Consider the following 25,354-nt stretch of genomic DNA (forward strand, 5'->3'; position numbering starts at 1 on the left):
GATGGTGAAAACAATACATTGGAAAGATGCGTGCCGGCTGCCCACACTGTGCGCATTCCTGACCAGACAGCCGCCATGCAGACCGAGCCCACCTCCCACCCGCCCTTGCCCCGTCGCCTGGTGCTGCTGATGGCCGCCGCCACCGGGTTGGCGGTGGCGAGCAATTACTACGCCCAGCCGCTACTGGAAACGCTGGCGCAGGCATTCGGCATCCAGGTGCGCAGTGCCGGTGCGGTGGTCACCGCGGCGCAGTTGGCGTACGCGGCGGGGTTGCTGTTGCTGGTGCCGCTGGGCGACCGGCTGGAGCGGCGCGGCCTGATCGTGGGCCTGTTCGTACTGAGCGCGCTTGGGCTGCTGGTGAGCGCCAGTTCGCACAGTTTTGCGATGTTGCTGGCCGGCACCATCGTGACCGGAGCCAGCTCGGTGGCGGCGCAGATCCTGGTGCCGTTCGCCGCCACGCTGGCTGCGCCCCACGAGCGTGGCCGGGTGATCGGCACGGTGATGAGCGGGTTGCTGCTGGGAATCTTGCTGGCGCGCACCGCGGCCGGCGTGCTCGCCGGTGTCGGCGGCTGGCATACGGTGTACTGGATCGCCTCGGTCGCGTTGCTGCTCACCGCCGGGCTGTTGTGGCGCGGGCTGCCGCGCCATCCCGGCAATGCGCAGCTGGCATACCCGCGGTTGGTGGGCTCGGTGCTGACGCTGCTGCGCGACGATGCGGTGCTGCGTTCGCGCGCGGTGCTGGGCGGGCTGATCTTTGCCGGCTTCAGCATGTTCTGGACCACGCTGGCGTTTTTGTTGTCCGGGCCGAGTTATGGCTACGGCACGGCGGTGATCGGCTTGTTCGGCCTGATCGGTGCGGCCGGTGCACTGGCCGCCAATCGCTCCGGGCACTGGTCCGATCACGGCCATGGCGACCGCGTGAGCTGGGGCGGGCTGGCGATGTTGCTGCTGTCGTGGGGCTTGCTGGCGTTTGCGCCGCAGTCGATCGTGCTGCTGATCGTCGGCGTGCTGCTGCTGGATATCGCGGTGCAGGGCGTGCATATCGCCAACCAGAGCGTGATCTATCAGCGCAACCCGGCGGCGCGCAATCGCATCACCTCGGCCTACATCACCTGCTATTTCATCGGCGGTGCAGTGGGCTCGACCCTGGGCACGGCGGCATATGCGCAGGCCGGCTGGATGGGTGTGGTGATCGGTGGCGCGGTGCTTGCTGCGGCGGCGCTGGGCTGGGTGGGGCTGAGCGTGGCGCGCAAGCAGTGGAAGTGAGCGCGGCCGGTGGGGCGAGGACGCAGCGAACGCATGAAAGTGGCGATTGCGCGGCATCGCCGTGTTCGACATCGCTTACCGCATCGAGGCTGCATGGGCCGCGGCGCCCACGCCTGTCGATCACTGGCGGCTAGAGCGTGTTGTGTACTTTGAGGTGAGTGCGAAGCGTCCTGTCAAAGTGCATCACACGCTCTAGGCCTTGGTCGTCGCCAGACGCGGCGCGTTCTCTGCCGGCGCCGTGGTCACCGCCAGTGCTGCAGCGCGCAGTTTGGGCAGCAGGCGCAGCGTCAATGCCAGTTGGTCGCGCACCAGGCGTTGCTTGGGCGGTAGTTGCACCGGATGGTGTTCCAGCGCTTCTGCGATGGCCAATTCTTCGCTTTCGTCGTGCGTCGGCAGCGGTTGGCGTTGGCCAAGTGCGCTGGCGATCTCGCTCAGTGCGCGCTGCAGATACTCACCAGCCTGCGCGATGGTGGCATCGTGTTCGCCCTCCAGCGCGGCGCGGTGCGCGCCCAGTGCCGACAGATAGCCGAGCAAGGTGTTGGACAGCGCCAGGAAGCGAAAGCCCGCATCCAGATTGCGCCGATAGCGGCCGGGTTCGCGCAGCATGTTGGATAACGCCACCGACAACGCGGCATCGGCGTTGTGCATGTCGCGGCGCGCAATGCGGTAGGGCAGGTCGTCGCGCTTGCCGCTGGCGTACTGCTCCAGCACCTGGGCCAGATAACGCGCGCAGCTGGCCAGCACCGTGGCCATTACCTGGTTCAGCCGGCGGCCCTGCCAGTCCGGCAGGATCAGGAACGAGGCGGCCGCAGCAATCGCGCAACCGATCAGGGTGTCGATCAGGCGCGGCCAGATCAGCACGAAACCATCGCCCAGCAGGTTGAAGCAGAACAGCGCCATCACCGTGATGCCGGCGGTGGCCAGCATGTAGCGATCGGTGCGGGTGATGAAGAACACCAGCGCGCCGGCCAGCGCCAGCAGCAGTTGCACCTCGGTGCCGGGGAACAGCTGCATCAGCGCCCAGGTGGCGACCAGGCCGATCAAGGTGCCGGCAATGCGCTGCACCAGCCGCAGGCGCGTGGCGCCGTAGTTGGGCCGGCACACGAATGCGGTGGTGAGCAGGATCCAGTACCCGTTGTCGGCATGGATGGATTGCATGATGGCGTAGCCCACCAGCAGCGCGATGGCCATGCGCAGGCCGTGGCGGAACAGCACCGAGCCGGGCGTGAGTTGCTGCACCAGCCGCGCGCCCATTTCGCGCAAGGTGTGCGGCGAGGAATCGCGCAGCCGGGTGTCGAGGTTGTCGCTGGTGGAATCGGATTGCGCCGCTTCCGACAACCTGCGTTCGATGCTCTGCAGGTTGGTCACCAGCAGTTCCAGCGCGCCGAGCAGGCGGGCCAGTGCGGGGTCGGCGCGCGCGTGCAGATAATCCAGCGATTGGCGCAGGTCTTCGGTGGCCAGGCGGCTGCTGTCGCCGTAATCGAACGGATGGCGCAGGCGAATCGCCTCGCCCAACGCCGCGCACGCCTTGCCTTGCAGGGCGAGCAGGCGCTGGCAGCGATACAGCACATCGCTGTGGAAGAACGCGTCGGTGAGCGCCTCGTAGGGATAGTGCGAGGAACTGGCGCGCTCATGGAAGTCCTGCGCCATGTAATACAGGCGGAAATACAGGCCCGATTGCACGCCCGGCCGCCCCGAGCGGCCGAAGCGGCTCATGATGGCGGTCTTGGCCGCATTGAGCGCGCCGACCACCTTGGCGTTCTGTTCGGCCAAGGCCAGCCGGCGTGCATGCAGGTCGCTCTGGCGCACCGGTTCGAACAGATCGGCCTTGAGCTTGAGGTAGCGGCCCAATTCGAAAAACAGCCGCGACAGCCGCTCGCGCACCGGGCGATTGGCGAACAGGATGGTCCACAGGATCGACAGCACGCCGTACCAGGTGGCGCCGATCAGCAGCAGCGCCGCGCCGTGCCAGGCGATCAGCGGATCGCGGCTGCCATGCTGGTCCATGCCGATCATGGCGTAGATCGACAAGGCCACCGTGGCCTGCGCGATCGAGGCATAGCGCTCGCCCAGCGCACCGAGCAGGGTCAACGAGAACGTGGCCAACGCCATGCCCAGCACGAACGGCAGCGGGTACGGAAACAGCACCACCACTGCGGCTGCGGCAGCGGCGAAACACAGCAGCGAGAGCAGCACCGATTTGATGCGGCCCAGCCAGTTGTCGTCGGTTTCGGCAATGGCGCTGGCAATGGCGCCCAGAAACAGCGCCGGCACCGCAGTGAGCTGTTGCCAGTGCCAGCACACGCCCATCGCCACCGCCAGCGCGATGAACACACGCAGGCCATAGCTGGCCTTTTCATGGGCCCACAAACGGCTGAGGCGGGTTTCGAAGGAGGGAGTGGCCACAGTCTCTACAAGGCAGGGAGCCCGGGCATTATTGCCGCAGCCATGCGCCATCGGGGTGGACGGCGGCTAGTTCTTTGTCAGTAGCCGGCATGTGCGCGGACTGGAGCGGAGTGCACGATTGCGCCGCAGCCCGCAGCCCGCAGCCCGCAGCCCGCAGCCCCGCTGCACGCGCCTGCGCGCAGCCATGCGAACTGCGCGTCCGCCCAGCTGCACGGCTGTCTATCGCGCCCAACCTGCGGCTGCGCGCTTGAACAGCGCCTTGTCGTCGAGTACCAGCGCGCTGTTGCTCTGTTCGGCCGATACGGTGGATGTCCGAACTTGCCCCCATCCGCCCTTCGGGCACCTTCCCCCGCCGGCGGGGGAAGGACGCGGCTCAGCCCTGCGCCTGCCGCTTGCGGGCGATGGCCCGGCAGCCGATGTCGCTGCGTCGTCGAGTACCAGCGCGCTGTTGCTCCGTTCGGCCGATACAGTGGATGTCCGAACTTGCCCCCATCCGCCCTTCGGGCACCTTCCCCCGCCGGCGGGGGAAGGACGCGGCTCAGCCCTGCGCCTGCCGCTCGCGGGCGATGGCCCGGCAGCCGATGTCGCTGCGTCGTCGAGTACCAGCGCGCCGTTGCTCTGTTCGGCCGATAACAGTGGATGTCCGAACTTGCCCCCATCCGCCCTTCGGGCACCTTCCCCCGCCGGCGGGGAAGGACGCGGCTTAGCCCTGCGCCTGCCGCTCGCGGGCGATGGCCCGCCAGCCGATGTCGCTGCGTCGTCGAGTACCAGCGCGCCGTTGCTCTGTTCGGCCGATATCAGTGGATGTCCGAACTTGCCCCCATCCGCCCTTCGGGCACCTTCCCCGACGGCGGGGGAAGGACGCGGCTCAGCCCTGCGCCTGCCGCTCGCGGGCGATGGCCCGCCAGCCGATGTCGCTGCGCTGGAAGGCGCTGCCCCAGTGGATCGGCTTGAGGCCGGCATAGGCGGTGCGCTGGGCGTCCTGCACGCTGTCGCCCAGGGCGGCGACGCACAGCACGCGGCCACCGGCGCTGACCACTTCGCCAGCGGCATTCAACGCGGTACCGGCATGGAAGACCTTGGCGCTGGCCGGCACCGCGTCCAGCCCGGTGATGACCTCACCGGTGACCGGGGTGTCCGGGTAAGGCCTGGCGGCGATGACCACGCCAAGAGACGGGCGCGGATCCCACTGCGCATGCGCGCCGTCGAGCTTGCCGTCGATGGCCGCCTCGAGCAGATCGACCAGATCCGACTGCAGGCGCAGCATCACCGGCTGGGTTTCCGGGTCGCCGAAGCGCACGTTGAATTCGATCACCTTCGGCGCGCCATGCGCGTCGATCATCAGCCCGGCATACAGAAAACCGGTGAACGGCACGCCATCGGCGATCATGCCCTGCACGGTCGGCTCGACCACCTCGCGCATGACCCGCGCATGCACCTCGGACGTGACCACCGGCGCAGGTGAGTAGGCGCCCATGCCGCCGGTATTGGGGCCGGTGTCGCCGTCGCCGACACGCTTGTGGTCCTGGCTGGTGGCCATCGGCAAGGCGTGTTTACCATCGACCATCGAGATGAAGCTGGCCTCTTCCCCATCGAGGAATTCCTCGATGACCACGCGTGCGCCGGCATCGCCGAACGCATTGCCAGAGAGCATGTCGCGCACCGCATCTTCGGCCTCGGCCAGGGTCAGTGCCACGATCACGCCCTTGCCGGCAGCCAGGCCGTCGGCCTTGACCACGATGGGCGCGCCTTTCTCGCGCACGTAGGCCAGCGCGGCGTCCACTTCGGTGTGCACGGCGTAATACGCGGTGGGAATGCCGTGGCGGGCGAGGAAATCCTTGGCGAAGGCCTTGCTGCCTTCCAGCTGCGCGGCCTTGGCGGTGGGGCCGAAGATGCGCAGGCCGGCGGCATGGAAGCGGTCGACCACGCCCAGCACCAGCGGCACTTCCGGGCCGACCACGGTGAGCGCGACGGCTTCGCGCTGCGCCAGGGCGAGCAGGCCATCCAGGTCGTCGACCTTGATCGCGACGTTGCGGCATTTGGCTTCGGTGGCGGTGCCGGCATTGCCCGGTGCCACCAGCACTTCGCTCACGCGCGCGGACTGCGCGATCTTCCAGGCCAGGGCATGTTCACGGCCGCCGGAGCCGATGACGAGGATTTTCAAGGCAGTTGCTCGCTAGTACGGGGAAAGGGGGCGCTATCTGCAGCCTTCGCGCTGCAGTGCGTTGGGAAACGGGTAGGTCCAGGTCTTGGTGTCGAGCGCGAAGACGTGCGTCTTGTCCAGGGCAACCCCGCAATCGCTGCCGTGCTCGTGGATGCGCAGCGGCCAGGTGCGCGCCTGCGGCGCGCTGTTGTCCACCTCCAGCGCGAAATCCACGTCGAAGGCGTCGGCAAGACATTGCGCCTGGGTCTGGTCCGGCTCGCGCGCGTAGTCGTCGCAGGCCAGTGCGCCGCTGTTGTCGATATGCGCCCGCAGCGAGCCGGCATTGACCAAGCCCTTGGGGCCGGGCACGACCAGATCCTGCGATTCCAGCATCAGGCCCTGGCCCATCCAGAAACTGTGCACGGCAAAGCCGTAGAAATCGCTGCCCAGGCGCAGGACGTCCACGCTGCCGGGCTGACCGCCGCTGCCGTAGCCGTCGGCGAGCCGTTCGACCACGACCTTGAACCCGTCGCCATCGCCGCGCAGCACGAAGAAATCGATCAGGCCCGGGTTGCCGTGGCCGGCATCGCTGAGGCTGTGGCAGACCGCCAGCAGTTGCTGTACCTGATCGCCCACCACCACCGGCTGTTCGGCACAGACTTCGCTGTCGGCCTTGAAGCCGTCGGCTTCGCCGCTCCACTGCGCGGCCAGGCCGGCCTTGGCGCCGTAGCGCGTGCGCAAGAACCCATCCAGCCGCTCGGTGCGGCTCAGACGGGGGCCATCGCTGGGCGCGGCAGGTGCCGCGGCACCCGGCGCCGCAGCGGGCGCAGGCGCTTGCTTGCACGCGCCCAACAGCACGACGGTCGCAAGACACGCGGCAAAACAACGCAAACGCTGCATCGACCTATCCCTGTGCCGGTGACATCAATGCCGGAAGTGGCGCACGCCGGTGAACACCATCGCGATGCCGTGTTCGTCGGCGGCGGCGATCACCTCGCCGTCGCGCATCGAACCGCCGGGCTGGATCACTGCCTTGATGCCGGCCGCAGCCGCAGCATCGATGCCGTCGCGGAACGGGAAGAACGCATCCGATGCCATCACCGAACCGGCCACGGTGAGCTTGGCTTCTTCGGCCTTGAGGGCAGCGATCTTGGCGCTGACCACGCGGCTCATCTGCCCGGCACCCACGCCAATGGTGCGGTTGTCCTTGGCATAGACGATCGCGTTGGATTTGACGTACTTGGCCACGCGCCAGGCAAACAGCAGGTCGCCCAGTTCCGCCTCGTGGGGCGCACGCTGGGTGACCACGCTCAACTCGCCCAGCGACATGCCGCGGTTGTCGGCCGATTGCATCAACAGGCCCGAGCCGATCCGCTTGGTGTCGTAGTTGTTGAGGCCATTGCCGTGCGGAATCTTGAGCACGCGCACGTTGGCCTTCTTGGTGGCGTATTCCAGCGCGCCGGCCTCGTAGTCGGGCGCGATCAGCACTTCGACGAACTGGCGATCGAGGATGGCTTTTGCCGTCGCTGCGTCAAGGGTCTTGTTGAACGCCAGGATGCCGCCGAACGCGCTGGTGGGGTCGGTGGCATAGGCCAGCTCATAGGCATCGCCGCAGCCCGCGCCCACCGCCACGCCGCAGGGGTTGGCGTGCTTGACGATCACACAGGCCGGCGCGTCGAACTGGCGCACGCATTCCCACGCCGCATCGGCATCGGCCAGGTTGTTGTAGCTCAGTTCCTTGCCCTGCAACTGCTGGAAGGTGGCCAGCGTGCCCGGCACCGGATACAGGTCGCGGTAGAACGCGCCGGACTGGTGCGGGTTCTCGCCGTAACGCAGGTCCATCACCTTGACGAAGTTGGAATTGATCTGCGCCGGGAACGGGCTGCGCGTGGGCACTGCCTCGGCGCTGTCGGCCACTGCCGAGAGATAGTTGCTGATCGCCGCGTCGTACTGCGCCACGCGATTGAACGCAGCCACCGACAGCGCAAAGCGCTTGGCCGCCGACAGCTGGCCGTCGTTGGCCTCCAGTTCGACCAGCAGGTCGGCGTACTGCGCCGGGTCGGTGGCCACGGCCACGCGCGCGAAATTCTTGGCCGCGCTGCGCAACATCGCCGGGCCGCCGATGTCGATGTTTTCCACCGCATCGGCCAGCGTGCAATCGGCTTTCACGGTGACCGACTCGAACGGATACAGGTTCAGCACCAGCAGGTCGATCGGCACGATGCCGTGCTCGGCCATCACCGCTTCGTCGACACCGGCGCGTCCGAGCAGGCCGCCGTGCACCAGCGGGTGCAGCGTCTTGACGCGGCCATCCATCATTTCCGGAAAACCGGTCAGCTCGGCGACGTCCTTCACCGGCAGGCCGGCTTCGCGGATCGCCTTGGCGGTGCCGCCGGTGGACAGCAGCTCGACGTTGCGCGCCACCAGCGCGCGGGCCAGGTCGATCAGGCCGGTCTTGTCGGAAACGGAGAGCAGGGCCCGGCGCACGGGCAGGAAATCAGAGGCCATCGGTGGGGGATGTCGTTGCGGAGCAGCCGATATTGTAGGCTGCGCCAGCGCTCGAATGGACTCAACACTCCGTATGGCCTCGATCTATGCATTGAAGGGACGCTTCCAGGCGCTGCTGCGACCGATGGTGGGCGCGCTGTATCGCGGTGGCATTACCGCCAATCAGGTCACGCTGATCGCAGCGGCGGTGTCGCTCATGGTGGTGGCGGTGGTGTTGCGCGGCGGCCCCAGCCGGCCGCTGCTGTATCTGCTGCTGCCGGTGTGGATGCTGGTGCGCATGGCGCTCAACGCGGTGGACGGCATGCTGGCGCGCGAGTTCGGCCAGCAATCGCGGCTGGGCGCCTACCTCAACGAACTGTGCGATGTGGTGGCCGATGCGGCGTTGTACTTGAGCCTGCTTGGCGTGCCCGGTGTGAGCGCACCCTGGCTATGGATCTTCGCGCTGCTGGCCGCGCTGACCGAATACGCCGGCGTGCTCGGCCTGATGGTCGGCGCCAGCCGCCGTTACGACGGGCCGATGGGCAAGAGCGACCGCGCCTTGGTGATCGGCGTGCTGGGCGTGGGCCTGGCCTGCGGGTTGCTCGGTGCGCGCGGCGTCACCTGGGTCGCCATCGCCTTGAGTCTGGCCTGCATGGCCACGGTGTGGCGGCGGGTGCGCGCCGGCCTGGCCGAGGCGCCCGCAGGCACCTAGCGATACATCGCCGCAGCAACGCCGCTGGCCGCGCTGCTGTGCGGTGATCTCTGCGATTCAACCTTTCGACTTTCAGGATGCTTCGATGCGCACAGTGCTAGAGCGCGAGTTCGTCAGTTTCGATGGTGTGCCGCTGTTCTACCGGCACTGGCCGTTGCACGATGCCGTTGCGACCGGCACGCCCAGGGCGGTGGTGCTGCTGCATCGTGGCCATGAGCACTCCGGCCGTGTGATGCATCTTGCCGAAGAACTCGACATGCCCGATGCGCAGTTCTTTGCCTGGGATGCACGCGGCAACGGTCGCTCGCCCGGCGTGCGTGGCGATGCGCCGGGCTTCGAGGCGCTGGTGCGCGATCTGGACAGCTTCATCGCGCATCTTCGCGCCACCCACGGCATCGCCGTGCAGGACATCGTGGTGATTGCGCAGAGTGTGGGCGCGGTGGTGGCTGCCACCTGGGTACACAATTACGCCCCGCCGCTGCGCGCGCTGGTGCTGGCATCGCCGGCGTTCAAGGTGAAGTTGCATGTGCCGTTCGCACGCGCCGGGTTGGCGTTGCTGCATGCGCTGCGCGGTAACTTCTTCGTCAACAGCTACGTCAAGCCGCAATGGCTAACGCATGATCCGGCGCGCGTGGAAAGCTATCGCACCGATCCGTTGATCACCCGCCCGATTTCGGTGCGCGTATTGCTCGGTCTGTACGCGGCCGCCGATCGCGTGGTGGACGATGCACAGGCCATCACCGTGCCGACCCAGTTGCTGGTCTCCGGCGCGGATGTTGTGGTGCATCGCGGCCCGCAGGATCGCTTCTACGAAAACCTGCGCTCGCCGATCAAGCAGCGCCACTGGCTACCGGGGTTTTTCCACGACACCCTAGGCGAACGCGATCGCGCGATTGCCATCGCGCACATTCGCCAGTTCGTCCAAGCGCGGTTTGCGCAACCGCCGGTGCGCGCCGCGCTGCGCAATGCCCACCGTGCCGGCCCCAGTTTCGAAGAGGCCGAACGGCTGGCCTGGCCACCGCAGCGCAACAGCCTGCAGGACCTGCGCTGGCGGGGCGTGCGTGCCGGCCTGCGCCTGGGTGGCAAGCTCTCCGAGGGCATCGCGCTTGGTCTGCAGACCGGTTTCGATTCCGGCAGCACATTGGACTACATCTACCGCAATCAGGCGCATGGTCGCGGGCCGCTGGGCCGCATGATCGACCGCACGTATCTCAACGCGATCGGTTGGCGCGGCATCCGCATCCGCGGCAGCCATCTGGGCGAATTGCTACGCGAGGCAGCGGCGCGCTTGCGTGGCGCCGGCAAGCCGGTACGCGTCCTGGACATCGCTGCCGGACACGGCCGCTATGTGCTCCAGGCGCTGGGCAGCGGCGCACAGCGTGCCGATGCAATCGTGCTGCGCGACTTCAGCCCGCCCAACGTGACCCAGGGCACTGCGCTGATCCAGGCGCTGGGCGCTGGCGACATCGCCCGTTTCGAACAAGGCGATGCGTTCGACCCGGCAGCATTGGCGTCCGTGCAACCGGCTCCGACGCTGGCGGTGGTCTCGGGCCTGTACGAATTGTTTGCCGATAACGACCAGGTCGCGCGCTCGCTGGCCGGCCTGGCCGCGGCGGTGCAGCCGGGCGGTTATCTGCTTTACACCGGTCAGCCCTGGCATCCGCAGCTGGAATTCATTGCGCGCGCGCTGACCAGCCACCGCGATGGCGTGGCCTGGGTGATGCGCCGGCGGAGCCAGCAGGAGATGGATGGCCTGGTGGAAGCGGCGGGCTTTCGCAAGGTGGCGCAACGCATCGATGCGTTTGGCATCTTCACCGTGTCGATGGCGCAGCGGGTCGACGCATGAGCCGCGCTGCGCGGCCAGTCGGTCGTGCCGCGATGTGGCTGGCGTTGCTGGGGCCGTTTTTCTTCCTCAGTTACGGCCTGGCCAACACGCTGGCCGGGCGGGCGACGCAGGTGCCGTCGGTGGTATTCGGCTGGGAACACGGCATGCCGTTCTGGCCGTGGACCATCGTGCCGTACTGGTCGATCGATGCGTGCTACGCGGTCTCGTTTTTTGTCTGCCGCAATCGCCGCGAGCTGGACACCCATGCACTGCGCTTGCTCAGCGCACAGCTGATCTGCGTGGCGTGTTTTTTGCTGTGGCCGCTGCGCTATAGCTTCGTGCGGCCCGAGACCGGGGGCGTGTTCGGCTGGCTGTTCGCGGTGCTGCTGGGTTTTGACAAACCCTTCAATCAGGCGCCATCGCTGCACATCGTGCTGTTGGTTGTGCTGTGGGTGCGCTATGCGCAGCATCTTTGCGGGGTGTGGCGCTGGCTGCTGCATGCCTGGTTCGCATTGATCGGTGTGTCGGTGCTGACCACGTATCAGCATCACTTTCTGGATATTCCCACCGGGCTCGCGGTGGGCTGGCTATGCGTGTGGATGTGGCCGGAGCGTATCGCTGCACCGTTCGCGCGGGCACGGTTTGCACGCGACCTGCGTCGTTGGCGCTTGGCCGTGATGTATCTGGCCGGCGCGCTGGTCAGCGCTGCGCTGGCGCTATGGAGCGGAGGTGCAGGACTGTGGTTGCTGTGGATCGCCCTGGCTTTGCTGCTGGTTGCGTTGAATTACGCGCTGCTCGGGCCGGGCGGATTCCAGAAGCGCAGCGATGGGCGCCTGAGTCTTGCCGCGCGCTGGTTGTATGCGCCGTATCTGATGGCAGCATGGTGCAACTCGCGCCTCTGGACGCGGCGCGCCCCGTCGCCGCGCGCGGTATGCGATGGCGTGTGGCTGGGGCGGATTCCGCTGCCCGGCCAGCGCGACGAGCGTGCTGCGGTGGTGGACGTGTCTGCAGAGCTCTCGTTGTACGCCGCGCAGGCGCAGGACCGTGTGGTGCCGATGCTCGATCTGGTCGCACCGTCGCCAGCGCAACTACGCGAGGCGGCGCAGGCGATCGCGCAGGCGCGTGCGCACGGCCCGGTGCTGGTGTGTTGCGCATTGGGCTATTCGCGCAGTGCTGCCAGCATGGCCACCTGGCTGGTGCGCAGCGGCCGCGCCCGGGACGTGGATGCGGCCATCGCACAGTTACGCGCCGTGCGGCCGTCGATCATGCTTGGGCACGCGCATCGCGCGGCGATCGTGGCGGCATGCGACGGTCATGACGGTGGCGACGACATCCCCGAACGGAGAGCGCAATGAATACCTCCCCGCTGACCTTGCCGGCCATGCGCGCAGTGCTGCGGCAAGGTGCAGCACTGGACCGCTTCTCACTCCTGCTGCTGGCAGCGGCCATTGGCTTGCTCGGCGTAGCCGAGGCGCCGCCGTTGATGCAGTTGGGCTATGCCATCAGCGTGCTTGCGGGCGTGGTGCAGCGCTATTGGGCGTTTCGCGTGGGCCTGGATGCCGACCTGCTGGCGGCCTCCATCGCGCATCTCGAACGCTGCGGCGGCACCGAGCAAGAGGCCGCGCACCAACTCGATGCGGCAATGCATGCCATTGGCCTGGTGGCGAAGCTGCCGCCCGCACGCGACTGGGCATCGCGCTGCGCCGGCATGCGCCGCCTGCTGCGTTGGCAGCTGGCAAGCGTGGTGGTGCAACTGCTGTTGGTGGCTGCTGCGCTCGCTCTCGGGATCTTCAGATGAGCAACGCACCCGATTCCGCTCAGCGCGAACCGCAACACGCCACGCCAGCGCAGCGGGCGCTGTGGCAGCGGCTGCAGGGCTACCGCTTTGGCCAGGACGACGCGGCGTTTGCGGCCTTCGTTCGGCGCGTGGCCAAGCAGGCACAGTGCAGCACCGCGCAAGCGCAGGCGTTGGTGGAGGAGTACCGACGGTTCTGTTTTCTTGCCTGCACCGACACCCACGAGGTCACCCCCAGCCCGTTGGTCGACTAAGTCTGGCATACGCATCTGACCGACACCCGCGAGTACTGGCAGCAGTTCTGCCCGCACGTGCTGCAGACCACCCTGCATCATCAACCCGGACGCGGCGATGCCGGCGAACAGGCGCGGTTCCAGGCGCAGTACCGCCAGACGCTGGAGCGTTACCGCACGCAGTTCGGCGAGCCGCCGGCGCAATGGTGGCCTGCGGCGCGACCGCAGCAATCGACGCTGGATCCGCTGCACGAGGACACTGCCGAACAGACCTTGCAGGCCTTGCGTGGAGCGCCGCAGTTGTCTGGGCCGCAGCGCGGTGTGCCGTATGCCGTCTTCGCGTGGGCGATCATCGTGGTGGTGGTGGGCATGGCCTGTCGCGCGGCCAATGGCGGGGGCTGTCGCCGCTGTACTGGCGCGGTGTCTATTTCCTGCCGCTGTTCATCGCGCTGATCGGTCTGGCCTGGTCGATGGCGGCATGGTTGCGACGGGTGCTGCGACGCGGTCGCACCGCAGCAGCACTGGATGCCAGCGAGCTTGCGTATCTGGCCGGCGGTGCCGATCGCGTGGCCGACCTGTGGTTCACCGAGTTACTGGTGCGCAATGCGGTGTATCTGGAGCGCGACGCAACCGAACCGGCACGCCACTGGGTGCGCTGCCACCGGCAGATTGCGGTTCCGCCTGCGCTGGAGCCGGCACTGGAAGCGGTGCGCACCACCGAAGACCCGGTGTGGGCCTTGCGCGCGTTGCGCGCGCTGGCCGCACCGCTGGAGCAGCGCTTGATCGACAAGGGCCTGTGGCTGAGCCAGGCGCAGGCACGCGCGGTGCGTCTGGCATGTACCGTGCCGGTGGCGCTGGTATGGGGGCTTGGCCTGTGCAAGCTGGTCATCGGCGTGCAGGGCAACCATCCGGTGGGCTATCTGCTGTGTCTGATGGTGCTGACCACATTGCTGGTGCTGGGCTTTGCGCTGGTGCGCGTGCGGCGCACGCTCGGCGGCGAGGCCCGCCTTGCGACACTGCGTCACACGCGGCGACGCGATGCGGCGCGCACCGGCGGTGATCCAGGCGAGGCAGTGGCGCTGTACGGCACCGCGGCACTGATCGGGACCGCTTGGGCCGACTACCACAGCCTGCGTGCGCCGCATGGCCACGCCGGTGGCAGTGGCAGCAGCTGCGGCGGGGGCGGCGGCGACAGCGGCGGCGATGGTGATAGCAGCGATGGTGGCGGTGGCTGTGGCGGCTGTGGCGGCTGCGGTGGAGGAGGCGACTGATGCAACACGGACAGCAACAGCGGCAGCTGCAATGGGCGCGCGTGCTGCGCGGGCGTGGCGCCACGCCCAATGGCGTGTCGTGGGTAAGCATCGCGTTTGCGGCGCTGGCCGGGCTGATGTTCTACATCGGATTGAGCGCGCCTGCGCGAGAAGGAGCCATGCCACTGCTGCTGGCGGTGCTCGGGCTGCAGGGGCGGCTGTGGTGCAACCGCATGGATGGCGTGCTGGCGCGCCAGGCGCGCATGGTCTCGCGCGCCGGTGAGGTCTACAACGATGCGCCTGATCGGTTGTCCGATGTGCTGGTCTGCGTGGGCCTGGGCTATGGACTGCAGGCCGGCCTGCCGTGGGCTGCGCAGCTGGGGTGGGCGGCGGCGCTGTGCTGCGTGGCCACCGCATATGTGCGCATGCTGGGCCTGGCCTGCGGCATGCCAGAGCCGCGACAGGGGCCGATGAGCCGCGTGCAACGCATGCAGTGGTTGTCGCTGGCAGGCGCGCTGGCCTTGCCGCTGCAATGGATGGGCCAGCCGCGTCTTGCGGCCTGGCTGCTGATCGGCGCACTGGCGGTGTTGATCGCTGGTGCCTTGCTGACGGTGGCGGTACGACTGCGCACGATCGTGCGCACCCTGGAGCAGAAATGATTGCCCGTTTCATCGCGCGCGGCTGCAGCGGCGCCATTCGTACCTTGACCGGCGCGCGTGCGCTGTGGCGCGGTTGCGCGCCCTCCAACGAACGCCGCGTGTATTACGGCAACCACGCAAGCCACGGCGATTTCGTGCTGATCTGGTCATCGCTGCCGGCCGGCCTGCGGCATGAAGTGCGCCCGGTGGCGGCGGCCGACTACTGGCAGCGCACCGCCCTGCGGCGCTATCTGATCCATGCGGTCTTCAACGGCGTATTGATCGAGCGCGACCCGGCGCAGCGCACGCGCGACCCGATCCAGTGCCTGTGCGATGCGGTGGACGCCGGCGATTCGTTGATCCTGTTTCCCGAAGGCACGCGCAACCCGGACGATGGCGTGCTGCCGTTCAAGAGCGGGCTGTATCACCTGGCACGGCAACGCCCGGAACTGGAGTTCGTGCCGGTGTGGATCGACAACCTCAAGCGCGTGATGCCCAAGGGCAAGTGGTTGCCGTTGCCGCTGCTGTGCACCACCACCTTTGGCGCGCCATTGCGCCTGGACGCGGACGAAACCAAGGATGTATTTCTGACGCGTGCACGTGCGGCGTTGCTGGCGTTGTCGCCGGATCACTTGGAGGCGCGCGCATGAGCCTGTCTGCGTACAGCGGCCAGCTGCAGCAGTCTTCAATGCATCAGCAGACGCTGTGGCTGTTCAGCGGTATCGCGCTGGTGCTCATCATCGCCACGCTGATTTCCGAAACCCTGCGTTGGCGCGCACGCGAACGCCCCAGCGCAGTGCTGGACAACCTGGTCGCCCGCATTCGCGCGTGGTGGGTGATGGCCGCGGTGGTCGGCCTTGCGTTCGTGTTTGGCCGCGCCGGCGTCATCGGCTTGTTCGCGTTGGTGTCGTTGTTTGCGCTGCGCGAGTTCATCACCTTGACCCCGACCCGGCGCGGCGATTACTACGCGTTACTGGCCGCGTTCTACGTCGTGTTACCGTGGCAATACGGCCTGGTGTGGACCGGCTGGTACGGCCTGTACACCTTGCTGATTCCGGTCTACGCGCTCCTGGTATTGCCGATCCTGGCCACCATCGGCGGCGACACCACGCGTTATCTGGAACGCACCGCCAAAGTGCAGTGGGGCCTGATGATCTGCGTGTTCTGCATTTCGCATGTGCCGGCGCTGTTGAACCTGGACATTCCCGGCTATGCGGGGCGCAATCTGCTGTTGATCGCCTTCCTGGTGATCGTGGTGCAGTCCTCGGACGTACTGCAGTACGTGTGGGGCAAACTGGCCGGCCGCCATCTGATCGCGCCGAAATTGTCGCCGTCCAAAACGGTGGAAGGATTCATCGGCGGCGTGGTGTCGGCCAGCCTGCTCGGGATGGCGCTGTGGTGGATCACCCCGTTCGCGCCGTGGCATGCCTTCGGCCTGGCATTGGTGGCCAACCTGATGGGATTTTTCGGCGGGCTGGTGATGTCGGCGATCAAGCGCGATCGCGGCATCAAGGACTGGGGCCATATGATCGAAGGCCACGGCGGTGTGCTCGACCGCCTGGATTCGGTGTGCTTCGCCGCGCCGGTCTTCTTCCACCTGATTCGCTATGGCTGGGCGTGACCGCTTGTCATGAAATCGCAACACGTGCATCGCGTGCCGTTGGCGATCTGCAGCACCGGATCCCCAGCGCGCGTCGGTCAACCGCCGCGTCTGGCCAACCGGAAGGCTGACCCGCACGACACCACGCTGTGATCGGGAGCCCGTGCGCGCCACGTCTGGCAGAACCACGCCGTGACGATTGCCGATTCCCGGCTTACGTCAGCCCGTACTCTTTGAGCTTCTTGCGCAAGGTTGCCCGGTGAATGCCCAGCATCGCCGCAGCGCGGCTCTGATTGCCTTCGCAGTGGTTGAGCACTTCGACGAACAACGGGATCTCCATCTCGCGCAGCACGATTTCGTAAACGTCGTCCGCGTCGCTGCCGTCCAGGTCGCGCAGATAACGGCGAACGGACTGGGCCACGTGTTCGCGCAGGGGCGACTTCGGGGCGCCACGACTGGTGTCAGGACGAGAGGGGGCTGCGTTCAAAGGAGATTCCCAGTGTCACGAAGCCGGGACGCGTGGCCGGCGAGGGGGAGTGAGTCTAGCGCGTGACCTCATCGCTCGCCACGCCCACGTGGCGGTCGCGCCCGTTCACCGGAAGTCGAAACTGAAGGCAGCGGTGCTCGCGGCCGGTTCGCGCACCCGAAACGCGACCTGCACCGCCTGACCCGGCGCTAGCGTGTCCTGCGCAGCCGGCGACTGTCCCAGATAGTCCTGCGGCGACAAGATGCGGGTGCCGATCACCCGGCCGTCGGCATCGGACAGCGACAGCTGCAGCCACGGCCAAGCCTGTGCCCAGCGCGCGTCGTTGCGGAAGCTGGCCTGGATCTGCAGCACCCCGGCCACGCCGGGCAGCGGGCGCACGTCGCGGTTGAGCAGGGTCAGCGCCTCCGGCTCGCGCCAGGCCGGCACGCTGCAGCGCGCCAGCGTGCAGGCCGCGCTGATCAGCGGCCGCCAGCGCGGGCTGGTGGCCAGGTGCGCGCGGTCGGCGATGACGATCTGCAACCCGAGCACGCCGACCAGCCCGACCAACAGCGCCCACTGGCGCCCGCTGGCGCGTAGCTGCGGCCGGGTGACGCCACGCCGCGCGAAGGCGGGCGCGGGCAAGGCGGGAGCGGGCAGGGGCTGCAACTGCGCAGGGGAGGGGCGGGACTGCGCGATGCCGGCATCGCACTGCGCGTCCTCGCCTGCCAATGCGCTGGCTGCGCTGAACTCGGTGGTTGCCGGGTCCGGATGGCTGGAGGGGCGGCCCGGGTGCGACTGGCCGTCGGGTGTGCTCGCCGTCCGCTCGCTGCCGATGGTATCGGCCTGCGTTGCGGCTGCCGCCGTTGCAACAGGTGCTGCAGATACTGCAGACGCTGCTGCCGCTGCGGTTGGAACCTGCCGCGCGGTCGTTTCCGTCAGCGCCTTCGACGTGCCCGGCGCATTCCGGGACGGCAGCTCTGCATCCGCCGACGCACGTGGCGCACGTTGCTGCGCTGAATTCAGCGGGACAGGTGCAGTCCGCGCGGTTGGGTCTTGGAGGGCGTCATCGGTCGCGGCATCGATCGGGGCCAGCCCGTCATCGCTGGCGTGGGCGTCGCTGGCGGCCGACGCCGGGCGAGGTGGATCGCCCAGCGCATCAGAGACGCGTCCGGCCGCGAGTGCGGTCGCCGAAGCGGACGGCATCGTGGTGCCGGGCGCGGGCAGTCGCGCCTCGCCGGACACTGGCGCCTGGACACCATCGTGTCCGGGCGTGCCCGTCGCGCGATGCGGCGACGCAGCCACCGCGGCGGCAGGCGATGGCACGCGCGGCGCCTGCTGCGCGTCCACCGGCGGCGGTGTTGCCGGCGGCAACGCAGAGCCTGGGGCCGGTATGGCCTGCTCCGGCGGCTCCACAGCCGGAACCAGCGGGGTGGGCACCAGCGGCGGAGCGGCCGGCGTCGCACGCAGGAACGTGGCCAGGGGGCGGCGCGGTGGCGGAGTCTCGGACATCGGCAGGCGTGCAGCGGGAAGACCCTTATTCAACCACGCGCACGTCCAACGGCGAACCTGTGCCGGCGGCGATGCGATCAACCCGCAGCGCGCATGCCTGCAGGTTCTCGCACCCGACCCAAGTGGTCATGGCGCCGTCTGCGTCGATGCCGACGCAACGCGCGCAGCGCATGCCGTCTCCGAAAACGGCCGCCGCGACAGCAACGCAAGCCGGCGATACGCCCGGGCGCATCCAGGATCAGGAGGCTACAGCTAGCGGAACATCGCCTTGAGATCTCGGTGCCGGGTGCGTCAACTCGCCGATTCCCGATTCCCGATTCCCGATTCACCGCCTGCGCCGCGTCTTCCCTTCAGCCAGCAACAGATCCAGCAGGCCGGCGCGCTGGCGCGGCGTCAGGGTGTCGAAGCGCGTCAGCAGCACGCGTTGCTGGTCATCCAGGCGGCGGTACTGCGCCGGTTCTTCGGCGATGGCCGACACCGGCGGGCCGAACACGCGGTCGCCGCGGCCGGTGGCCAGGTATTCGAACGCCATCCCGCTGCGCTTGGCCAGGCCGATCAGGTTTTCCACCGACGGTGCGGTGCCTTCGGCCATCTCCCATTGCGCCACCGCGCTGCGGGTGACGCCCAGCTCGCCGGCAAGGGCTTCCTGGGTCAGCTTGGTGAGGCTGCGGGCTTCGCGTACTCGTTCGTACAGCTTGCTCACACGGCACCGTTGGAGGGCAGGCAGGGGCGGGAGATATAGCCCTAGCAGCGCCTCGAGATAGTTCGTATAACTTTCATATAGCCATATGTTTGCGATACTGTCGGCGAATCGGTGATGGTCACATCACAGCGAACTCAAGGAGGATGTTCATGGTCGAGCCTGCCGGCCGGAAACCCGACCCACAGCGGCGCACTCCGCACCCGTCCGCCGCGCCCGCAGATGCGCCGTGGCCTGCCCATTCGCCAGTGGACCCTGCGGTCAGACGGTTTCGTGGCGCGGCCCGGTATGCGATCTGGCGGCGTGGCGCCGAGTGGACTGCCGTGGCCGATGGTCCGCAGTGGTCAGCAGCGCTGGCACCGCGGATCTGGGCGCTACGTCAGCGGCAATGGCCGGTGCTGGCGGTGAGCGCGCCGATGCTTGTGGTTGCCGGCGCAGTGGCGCTTGCAGGTGTGCAGGGGTGGTCGCCCGTGGCCTGGACGGCGCTGCTGGTGGCTGAGGTGCTGCTGCGGGTCTGGGTGGCCCGGCAGGCCGGGCCGTGGCGCACGGCGGCGCTGCAACGCACCGGCTGGCAACTGGTGACCCGGTTGCGGGCGATCAGCGTGGCCGATGCAGTGACTACCGCGCAGATCCGCGCCGGCCGGCCACAGCGCTAGCCGGCGTGGATGACGTGCTGGATCAGCCGCGGCGCACGCCGTCGATCCGCATCCAGTCTTCGTCGCGTTCGCAGCGCAACTGTTCGAACCAGGGGGCGTAGCGTTTCAGCAAGTCGTCTTCCTGGCCGTGCAGGATGCCCGACAGCGCAATCCGTCCGCCCGGTGCCACGCGCGCGGCCAGGGTGTCGGCCAGGGCGTCCAGTGCCGAGGCCAGGATGTTGGCCACCACCACCTGGTAGGTCTGCACCGGTTCGTCCTGCGGCATGTAGACCGCCAGCTGGGCGTCCACGCCGTTGCGTTGCGCATTGTCGGCGGTCGCCAGCAGTGCCTGCGGGTCGTTGTCCACGCCGACCGCGTGGGTGGCGCCCAGCTTCAGCGCGGCGACTGCCAGGATGCCCGAGCCACATCCGAAATCGAGCACGCTGCGGCCCTGCAGCCCGCCGTTGCCCGCCAGGCTGTCCAGCCAGCGCAGGCACAGCGCGGTGGTTTGATGGGTGCCCGAGCCGAATGCCAGGCCCGGGTCCAGCCGCACCACGGCGGCTTCCGGGGTGTCCGCGGCTTCGGGCAGCGCGTGATTCCACGGCACGATAAAGGTGCGTTCGCCAAACTGCATCGGCTTGAACAGGTCCATCCAGGCACGTTCCCAGTCGCTGTCTTCGACCATACGAAACGCCACCTGGCTCCAGTCCAGGCCCGGATCGAAGGCTTCCAGCGCCGCCAGCACCACCAGCGCGTCGCTGTCGCCATCGAACAGCGCGGTCATCGTCAGTCGGTCCCACAGCGGCATCTCGCCCACACCGGGTTCGAGAATGGCGCGCTCGTTGCTGGTATCGGCATCGGCGTCGAGCATGGTCACCGCCAGTGCGCCCACATCGTCCAGTGCATTCTGGAAACGGGGCAGGGTGACCTCGGAACAGGAAAGCGTCAGTTCAAGAAACGGCATCGGGGCGGTCGGGCAATTCGAAACCACGCATCCTAGACCATTCGTGCCGGCGTGCCTGCCGCTCTACAGGCGATTGCATTCGCAGGCGCCGTCGGCTCCGGCGGTATGTCCTACTCATGCGTGAGGTGGAAAAACCCTGCTTCGCCGATCAGGATGCGTCCGCTGCCAGGCAGACGGCGTGCTGTCGGCGATTGGACGATGGCCCGGTGTGACGCTGTCTGGAAGCGCGTCTGCGGTGGATGTGTTGCCCTGCCCATGGCTGTGGCCGATGCCGCCACACGTGGGAGCGAACCGGTGATGCCGTTGAGTCATCGAACAAGGTCTTTGGGTGAGGGCCGAGGCGAGCAAGCAGGAAGAGGCGTTGCATCTTTGCGAGCAGGCGCAATCGCGCGCGTAGACGGCTGCATATGTGCTGTCGTGCTGTCGTGCCCCGCGATGTGTGCGGTGCGTGGGTCCACTCACAACTCGACAGCGCTGCAACTGGGCAACGCAGCGTCGTCGAGGCGATAGCGCAACGCCAGACTCGGGCCAAGCAGGAGCTTTCGACATGCGCTGCTGTCGGATGCTCAACCCGCGAAAATCGATGCCGCATCCGGCATCCGCAACCGATCAACTCAACAGCAAGCCGGCAAGCAGCTGAGCAACATCAACATCGACACCAACACCAACACCAACACCAACACCAACACCAACACCAACACCAACACCAACACCAACACCAACACCAACACCAACACGCAGCACAGCACAGCACAGCAAAAGCAAACATCCCACAGCACTGCGCAACCGAACGCCTGCAGCGCGCTACTCACCTGCAGCCCGCGCAGGCCGTTACCGCATGTCGCCCCTTTCTCGCCACTTCCACTGGCAGCGTCTGCTTGGCGGCAGCTGTGCGCGTGGGTGGGTGCTAGACTCCGCGCCGTCGCTGCGGGTGGTTCCGCAGCAGGGTCGCCGCCATCCATGCCGCTTGCTCGTGCCCGCCATCTCTGGCTGCTGCTCGCTCCCGCTGCGCTTGCGGCGGCCGCGTGGTGGCATGTGCGCGCGCAACCGGCCGGGCGTGATGCCGACCGCGCAGTGCCGGTTGCTGCACAGGTGATCCCGGTCAGCGCCGCCCCACCGCAGCCGCACACGGCGACCGAGCACGGTGCCGCGTTGCAGCTGCCCCATCGCGATGCAGTGGACGCGCAACCGGATCTGTATCGCTACGCGCAGCAATTGCAGCAGCAGGTGCGTGCCGGCGATGCACAGGCCGGGTGGCGGTTGAGCCGTGTCTACGATTACTGCGCGCCCTATGCGGCCAGTCCGTCCGGCTATGCCGCCGACAGCGCATGGATCGCCGCGCAACACACGCCGGGAGTGGCAGCGATGCATGCCGCACGCGCGCGCCTGGCGCAGCGCTGCGCCGGTTTCGCCCCCACCGACGGGCTGAGTCCGCGCATGGTTGCCCAGCAACGCCTGGTCGCGGCGCGCGCCGGCAGCCTGGCCGCCGAGGCCGCCATGCTGGCGTTGGGCGAACCGTTGCACGCATCGCCCGGCTACAAGCGCGCGCTGGTGCAACGCGTGCTGGCCTCGCGCGATCCCGAGGCCTATCTGGCCCTGGCCCCGGCGATGGGCGCGCGGGCCAGCGGCGATGACAGTCTCCAAGGCTATGTGGCCGGCGATCAGTTCGCCGAGCTGGCCTGGCAGGTGGCTGCATGCCGGCTGGGGCTCGATTGCAGCGCCGGCAGCACCTTGGTCACCAGTTATTGCGCCAACGCGGGCATCTGCTCGCGCGACAGCGCACAGGATTTCGTGTCGTTCGTATTCGATGCCGCGGTGCCGCGGCAGGGAGCAGACAGGGTGGATGAGATGGTCGATACATTGGTCTCCGATCCGGGAGCGCAGTCATGAATTACCGTCGGTTGGCGCACGGCGCCAAGTTCTGGTTATGGGTGGCGTTGTTCGTGGCGTATTCGGCGGCGGCAGTGAGCATCGTGATGATCGACACCGCCGATCACCGGTACCAGCCGCTGTCGGTCAAGTCCACCAGCGTCACCGCCGACGAACAGCAGCGACGGCATGGCGCAAGCCAGGTCGCTGCGGTCTACCGCGCCAGCAGTGCCATGCCGTTTTCCACCTTGCCGGCTGGCTCCACTTTCCAGGTGGTGTGGCCGGACGGCTCCACCGAAACCATGACCGTGGTCGACCCATCATCGGCCAGCGGCATCGTGCCGGTGCCGGGCAGCCAGCAGGCGCCTGCGCCGCGGCGGTGAGTGGCGCAGCAGGTCCCGCGCCGACACGACTGTCGGCGTGGCATCTGGGGCCTTGCTAGCCACCGCGGCGCAGTACCGCAACACAACGAAAAAGCCCGGTTTCCCGGGCCTTTTCTGCTTCATCGATGCAAGGGCAGGCGCGATCAGGTCAGGGCGATCGACTTGTTCTTGCGCTCGGCCAGGCGCTTTTCCAGGTAATGGATGTTCTGCCCACCGGCCTGGAAGCCCTTGTCGCGCATGATGCGCTGCTGCAGCGGGATGTTGGTCTTGATGCCGTCCACCACCATCTCGCTCAGCGCCACGCGCATGCGCGCAATCGCGGTTTCGCGATCCGGGCCGTGCACGATCAGCTTGCCGATCATCGAATCGTAGTTCGGCGGCACCTTGTAGCCTGCGTAGATGTGGGTATCCACGCGCACGCCAGGGCCGCCTGGCGGATGGAAGGCGGTGATCAGGCCCGGGTTGGGCATGAAGGTTTCCGGGTCCTCGGCATTGATGCGGCATTCGATCGCATGCCCGCGCAGCACGATGTCGCTTTGCTTGATGCTCAGTTTGTGGCCGGCGGCGATGCGCAGCTGTTCGCACACCAGGTCGATGCCGGTGATGCGCTCGGTGACCGGATGCTCCACCTGGATGCGCGTGTTCATTTCGATGAAGTAGAAGCGCCCGTTCTCGAACAGGAACTCGAAGGTGCCGGCGCCGCGGTAGCCGATGCGGATGCAGGCGTCCACGCAGACCTTGCCGATCTCGTTGCGCAGTTCTTCGGTGATGCCCGGCGCCGGCGCTTCTTCCACCACCTTCTGGTGGCGACGCTGCATCGAACAATCGCGTTCGCCCAGATGGATCGCACCGCCCTGGCCGTCGGCAAGGACCTGGATTTCCACGTGGCGCGGATTTTCCAGGAACTTCTCCATGTAGACCTGGTCGTTGCTGAAAGCGGCCTTGGCTTCGGACTTGGTGGTTTCGATGGCAGCCTTCAGCGCCGCCTCCGAATGCACCACGCGCATGCCGCGCCCACCGCCGCCGCCGGCGGCCTTGATGATCACCGGGTAGCCGATTTCGCGCGCCACCTTGGTGTTGGCGACGATGTCATCGCCCAGCGGGCCGCCCGAGCCGGGCACGCACGGCACGCCGGCAGCCTTCATGGCGCGGATCGCTTCCACCTTGTCGCCCATCAGGCGAATGGTGTCGGCCTTGGGGCCGATGAAGATGAAGCCGGATTGCTCCACACGTTCGGCGAAATCGGCGTTTTCCGAGAGGAAGCCGTAGCCGGGGTGGATGGCCTGCGCATCGGTCACCTCGGCCGCGGCGATCAACGCCGGGATGTTGAGGTAACTGTCGCTGGAGGCGGCCGGGCCGATACATACCGACTCATCGGCCATGGCCACGTGCTTGAGGTTGCGGTCGACCGTGGAATGCACCGCGACCGTGCGGATGCCGAGCGTGTGGCACGCGCGCAGGATGCGCAGCGCGATTTCACCTCGGTTGGCGATGACGACTTTATCGAGCATGGGATTGGGGATTCGGGATTGGGGATTGGGGATTCGTACAAGGCGCTGGGTTCGCGGAGATGTCGCGACTGCTCCAACGTGCGGATCAATGCGTTGAGCTTGGCAAACGTGCGGTTCAGTAGGTCGGCTATTGCCACATCGGACGAGGTGAACTGCAGCCGTGTGGCGATCTGCAACTGCGTGTCCAACTCTGCCAGCGAGCCGCGCGCGATCGACAGATAGCGCAAGTACTCGGCCGTAGAGCGACGTGCGGCCCCTTCCGCGATGTTCGACGGAATGCTGATCGCGGCGCGGCGCATCTGTGCCGTCAGCCCAAAACGTTCGGAATCAGGAAAGTCGTGGCTCAGGCGGTAGATCGCTTCGACAAGCGACATCGCATCGCGCCACACCGTCAGGCGCTCGTGCGGTCGCTCTTGCGAATCCCGAGTCACGATTCCCTAATCCCGGCGCTTCAGCCAATCACAAACAGCGGCTGATCGAATTCCACCGGCTGGCCGGTTTCGCCGAGGATGGCGACGATGGTGCCGGAGGCGTCGGCTTCGATGGGGTTGAACATCTTCATTGCCTCGATGATCGCCAAGGTATCGCCGACCTTGACCTGCTGGCCGACGGTGACGAACGCCGGCTTGTCCGGGGAGGGCGAGGTGTAGAACGTGCCGACCATCGGGGCGCGCAGCACGTGGCCTTCCGGCAGTGCGGCGGCCTGCTTGGCGCCGCCGGTGGAGGCTTCGGTGGGCGACTGCATCGGCATGGTGGCCGCGGCGGCCGGCGCCTGGGCGGCGGGGGCTGGCGCGTACTGCTGCTGCACCGGCGCGCTCAGCATGGCCGCGCCCTTGGGCACGCGCGCCAGGCGCACGCTTTCTTCGCCTTCCTTGATCTCGATTTCGGCGAGATTGGATTCTTCGAGCAGGTCGATCAGTTTCTTGATTTTGCGGAGATCCATAAGGGCCTCTGGAAGTGAA

General features: G+C 67.4%; 22 protein-coding genes and 3 pseudogenes. 12 read left to right on the top strand and 13 right to left on the bottom strand.

Annotated elements, in window-relative coordinates; translation table 11 throughout:
* The first annotated feature begins 75 nt into the window (after positions 1 to 75).
* Positions 76 to 1,266, top strand: a complete 1,191-nt coding sequence (locus tag F7R02_RS07005) for an MFS transporter (RefSeq protein WP_005927904.1) — start codon at positions 76 to 78, stop codon at positions 1,264 to 1,266.
* A 192-nt stretch (positions 1,267 to 1,458) separates the two neighbouring features.
* On the opposite strand, the gene yccS is transcribed toward F7R02_RS07005, so the two are convergent.
* The 5 genes and pseudogenes from yccS to purH form a co-directional block, all read right to left on the bottom strand.
* Positions 1,459 to 3,672: a YccS family putative transporter gene (gene yccS, locus F7R02_RS07010; RefSeq protein ID WP_005914173.1), complete on the bottom strand. Its 2,214-nt coding sequence runs from the start codon at positions 3,670 to 3,672 to the stop codon at positions 1,459 to 1,461.
* Positions 3,673 to 3,738: 66 nt separating this feature from the next.
* Positions 3,739 to 3,948, bottom strand: a pseudogene (locus tag F7R02_RS07015) (hypothetical protein).
* Positions 3,949 to 4,540: 592 nt separating this feature from the next.
* Positions 4,541 to 5,836: a phosphoribosylamine--glycine ligase gene (gene purD / locus F7R02_RS07020; protein ID WP_078518424.1), complete on the bottom strand. Its 1,296-nt coding sequence runs from the start codon at positions 5,834 to 5,836 to the stop codon at positions 4,541 to 4,543.
* Between the two features lie 33 nt (positions 5,837 to 5,869).
* Positions 5,870 to 6,715 (bottom strand): hypothetical protein, encoded by an 846-nt coding sequence (locus F7R02_RS07025; protein WP_078588875.1) that lies wholly within the window; start codon positions 6,713 to 6,715, stop codon positions 5,870 to 5,872.
* Positions 6,716 to 6,739: 24 nt separating this feature from the next.
* Positions 6,740 to 8,323 (bottom strand): bifunctional phosphoribosylaminoimidazolecarboxamide formyltransferase/IMP cyclohydrolase, encoded by a 1,584-nt coding sequence (gene purH / locus F7R02_RS07030; protein ID WP_078588874.1) that lies wholly within the window; start codon positions 8,321 to 8,323, stop codon positions 6,740 to 6,742.
* Between the two features lie 73 nt (positions 8,324 to 8,396).
* Here purH and F7R02_RS07035 point away from each other — a divergent pair, with 73 nt between their 5' ends.
* The 8 genes and pseudogenes from F7R02_RS07035 to F7R02_RS07070 all read left to right on the top strand — a co-directional run bounded on the left by F7R02_RS07035 (position 8,397) and on the right by F7R02_RS07070 (position 16,376).
* Entirely contained in the window at positions 8,397 to 9,014 is a 618-nt protein-coding gene (locus tag F7R02_RS07035) for a CDP-alcohol phosphatidyltransferase family protein (RefSeq protein ID WP_078588873.1), read from the top strand.
* A gap of 85 nt (positions 9,015 to 9,099) precedes the next feature.
* Positions 9,100 to 10,860, top strand: a complete 1,761-nt coding sequence (locus tag F7R02_RS07040) for a bifunctional alpha/beta hydrolase/class I SAM-dependent methyltransferase (protein ID WP_078588872.1) — start codon at positions 9,100 to 9,102, stop codon at positions 10,858 to 10,860.
* Positions 10,857 to 12,194 (top strand): phosphatase PAP2/dual specificity phosphatase family protein, encoded by a 1,338-nt coding sequence (locus F7R02_RS07045; RefSeq protein ID WP_078588871.1) that lies wholly within the window; start codon positions 10,857 to 10,859, stop codon positions 12,192 to 12,194. The genes F7R02_RS07040 and F7R02_RS07045 overlap by 4 nt, the downstream gene beginning before the upstream one ends.
* Positions 12,191 to 12,637 (top strand): hypothetical protein, encoded by a 447-nt coding sequence (locus F7R02_RS07050; RefSeq protein WP_011050363.1) that lies wholly within the window; start codon positions 12,191 to 12,193, stop codon positions 12,635 to 12,637. Before F7R02_RS07045 ends, F7R02_RS07050 begins: the two co-directional genes overlap by 4 nt.
* Positions 12,634 to 14,138 (top strand): annotated as a pseudogene (locus F7R02_RS07055) (TIGR04222 domain-containing membrane protein). The gene F7R02_RS07050 and the pseudogene F7R02_RS07055 overlap by 4 nt, the downstream one beginning before the upstream one ends.
* The gene (locus F7R02_RS07060; protein WP_078588870.1) at positions 14,138 to 14,776 is read left to right on the top strand and encodes a CDP-alcohol phosphatidyltransferase family protein; all 639 of its coding nucleotides are present in this window, start codon (positions 14,138 to 14,140) and stop codon (positions 14,774 to 14,776) included. Before F7R02_RS07055 ends, F7R02_RS07060 begins: the two are co-directional and overlap by 1 nt.
* The gene (locus tag F7R02_RS07065; protein ID WP_003483153.1) at positions 14,773 to 15,405 is read left to right on the top strand and encodes a lysophospholipid acyltransferase family protein; all 633 of its coding nucleotides are present in this window, start codon (positions 14,773 to 14,775) and stop codon (positions 15,403 to 15,405) included. Before F7R02_RS07060 ends, F7R02_RS07065 begins: the two co-directional genes overlap by 4 nt.
* Complete coding sequence (locus F7R02_RS07070; protein WP_167520981.1) at positions 15,402 to 16,376, top strand: phosphatidate cytidylyltransferase; 975 nt, start codon at positions 15,402 to 15,404, stop codon at positions 16,374 to 16,376. The genes F7R02_RS07065 and F7R02_RS07070 overlap by 4 nt, the downstream gene beginning before the upstream one ends.
* Before the next feature lie 193 nt (positions 16,377 to 16,569).
* Here F7R02_RS07070 and fis read toward each other — a convergent pair whose 3' ends face one another.
* The 3 genes from fis to F7R02_RS07090 all read right to left on the bottom strand — a co-directional run bounded on the left by fis (position 16,570) and on the right by F7R02_RS07090 (position 19,033).
* Complete coding sequence (gene fis, locus F7R02_RS07075; RefSeq protein ID WP_002804983.1) at positions 16,570 to 16,842, bottom strand: DNA-binding transcriptional regulator Fis; 273 nt, start codon at positions 16,840 to 16,842, stop codon at positions 16,570 to 16,572.
* A gap of 105 nt (positions 16,843 to 16,947) precedes the next feature.
* Entirely contained in the window at positions 16,948 to 18,330 is a 1,383-nt protein-coding gene (locus F7R02_RS26865; protein WP_235857267.1) for a DUF3426 domain-containing protein, read from the bottom strand.
* A gap of 325 nt (positions 18,331 to 18,655) precedes the next feature.
* Positions 18,656 to 19,033, bottom strand: a complete 378-nt coding sequence (locus F7R02_RS07090) for a helix-turn-helix domain-containing protein (RefSeq protein WP_003483164.1) — start codon at positions 19,031 to 19,033, stop codon at positions 18,656 to 18,658.
* Positions 19,034 to 19,176: 143 nt separating this feature from the next.
* Between F7R02_RS07090 and F7R02_RS07095 the strand changes: the two genes are divergently transcribed.
* Entirely contained in the window at positions 19,177 to 19,686 is a 510-nt protein-coding gene (locus F7R02_RS07095; RefSeq protein ID WP_033483951.1) for a hypothetical protein, read from the top strand.
* A gap of 22 nt (positions 19,687 to 19,708) precedes the next feature.
* On the opposite strand, the gene prmA is transcribed toward F7R02_RS07095, so the two are convergent.
* On the bottom strand, positions 19,709 to 20,629 hold the full coding sequence (prmA, locus tag F7R02_RS07100) for a 50S ribosomal protein L11 methyltransferase (RefSeq protein WP_078588869.1): 921 nt from the start codon (positions 20,627 to 20,629) through the stop codon (positions 19,709 to 19,711).
* 609 nt (positions 20,630 to 21,238) lie between these two features.
* On the bottom strand, positions 21,239 to 21,373 hold the full coding sequence (locus tag F7R02_RS27220; RefSeq protein WP_268892704.1) for a hypothetical protein: 135 nt from the start codon (positions 21,371 to 21,373) through the stop codon (positions 21,239 to 21,241).
* A gap of 216 nt (positions 21,374 to 21,589) precedes the next feature.
* Here F7R02_RS27220 and F7R02_RS07110 point away from each other — a divergent pair, with 216 nt between their 5' ends.
* On the top strand, positions 21,590 to 22,519 hold the full coding sequence (locus tag F7R02_RS07110; protein WP_078590160.1) for a hypothetical protein: 930 nt from the start codon (positions 21,590 to 21,592) through the stop codon (positions 22,517 to 22,519).
* Complete coding sequence (locus F7R02_RS07115; protein ID WP_003483177.1) at positions 22,516 to 22,881, top strand: hypothetical protein; 366 nt, start codon at positions 22,516 to 22,518, stop codon at positions 22,879 to 22,881. Before F7R02_RS07110 ends, F7R02_RS07115 begins: the two co-directional genes overlap by 4 nt.
* A 143-nt stretch (positions 22,882 to 23,024) precedes the next feature.
* On the opposite strand, the gene accC is transcribed toward F7R02_RS07115, so the two are convergent.
* From accC to accB, 3 genes and pseudogenes are all read right to left on the bottom strand, one after another.
* Positions 23,025 to 24,392, bottom strand: a complete 1,368-nt coding sequence (gene accC, locus F7R02_RS07120; protein ID WP_007961984.1) for an acetyl-CoA carboxylase biotin carboxylase subunit — start codon at positions 24,390 to 24,392, stop codon at positions 23,025 to 23,027.
* Between the two features lie 8 nt (positions 24,393 to 24,400).
* Positions 24,401 to 24,766, bottom strand: a pseudogene (locus F7R02_RS07125) (four helix bundle protein); the annotation flags it as partial.
* Between the two features lie 77 nt (positions 24,767 to 24,843).
* The gene (accB, locus tag F7R02_RS07130) at positions 24,844 to 25,335 is read right to left on the bottom strand and encodes an acetyl-CoA carboxylase biotin carboxyl carrier protein (protein WP_003483182.1); all 492 of its coding nucleotides are present in this window, start codon (positions 25,333 to 25,335) and stop codon (positions 24,844 to 24,846) included.
* Positions 25,336 to 25,354 lie beyond the last annotated feature (19 nt).

This window comes from Xanthomonas cissicola (assembly GCF_008801575.1).
GTDB lineage: Bacteria > Pseudomonadota > Gammaproteobacteria > Xanthomonadales > Xanthomonadaceae > Xanthomonas > Xanthomonas cissicola.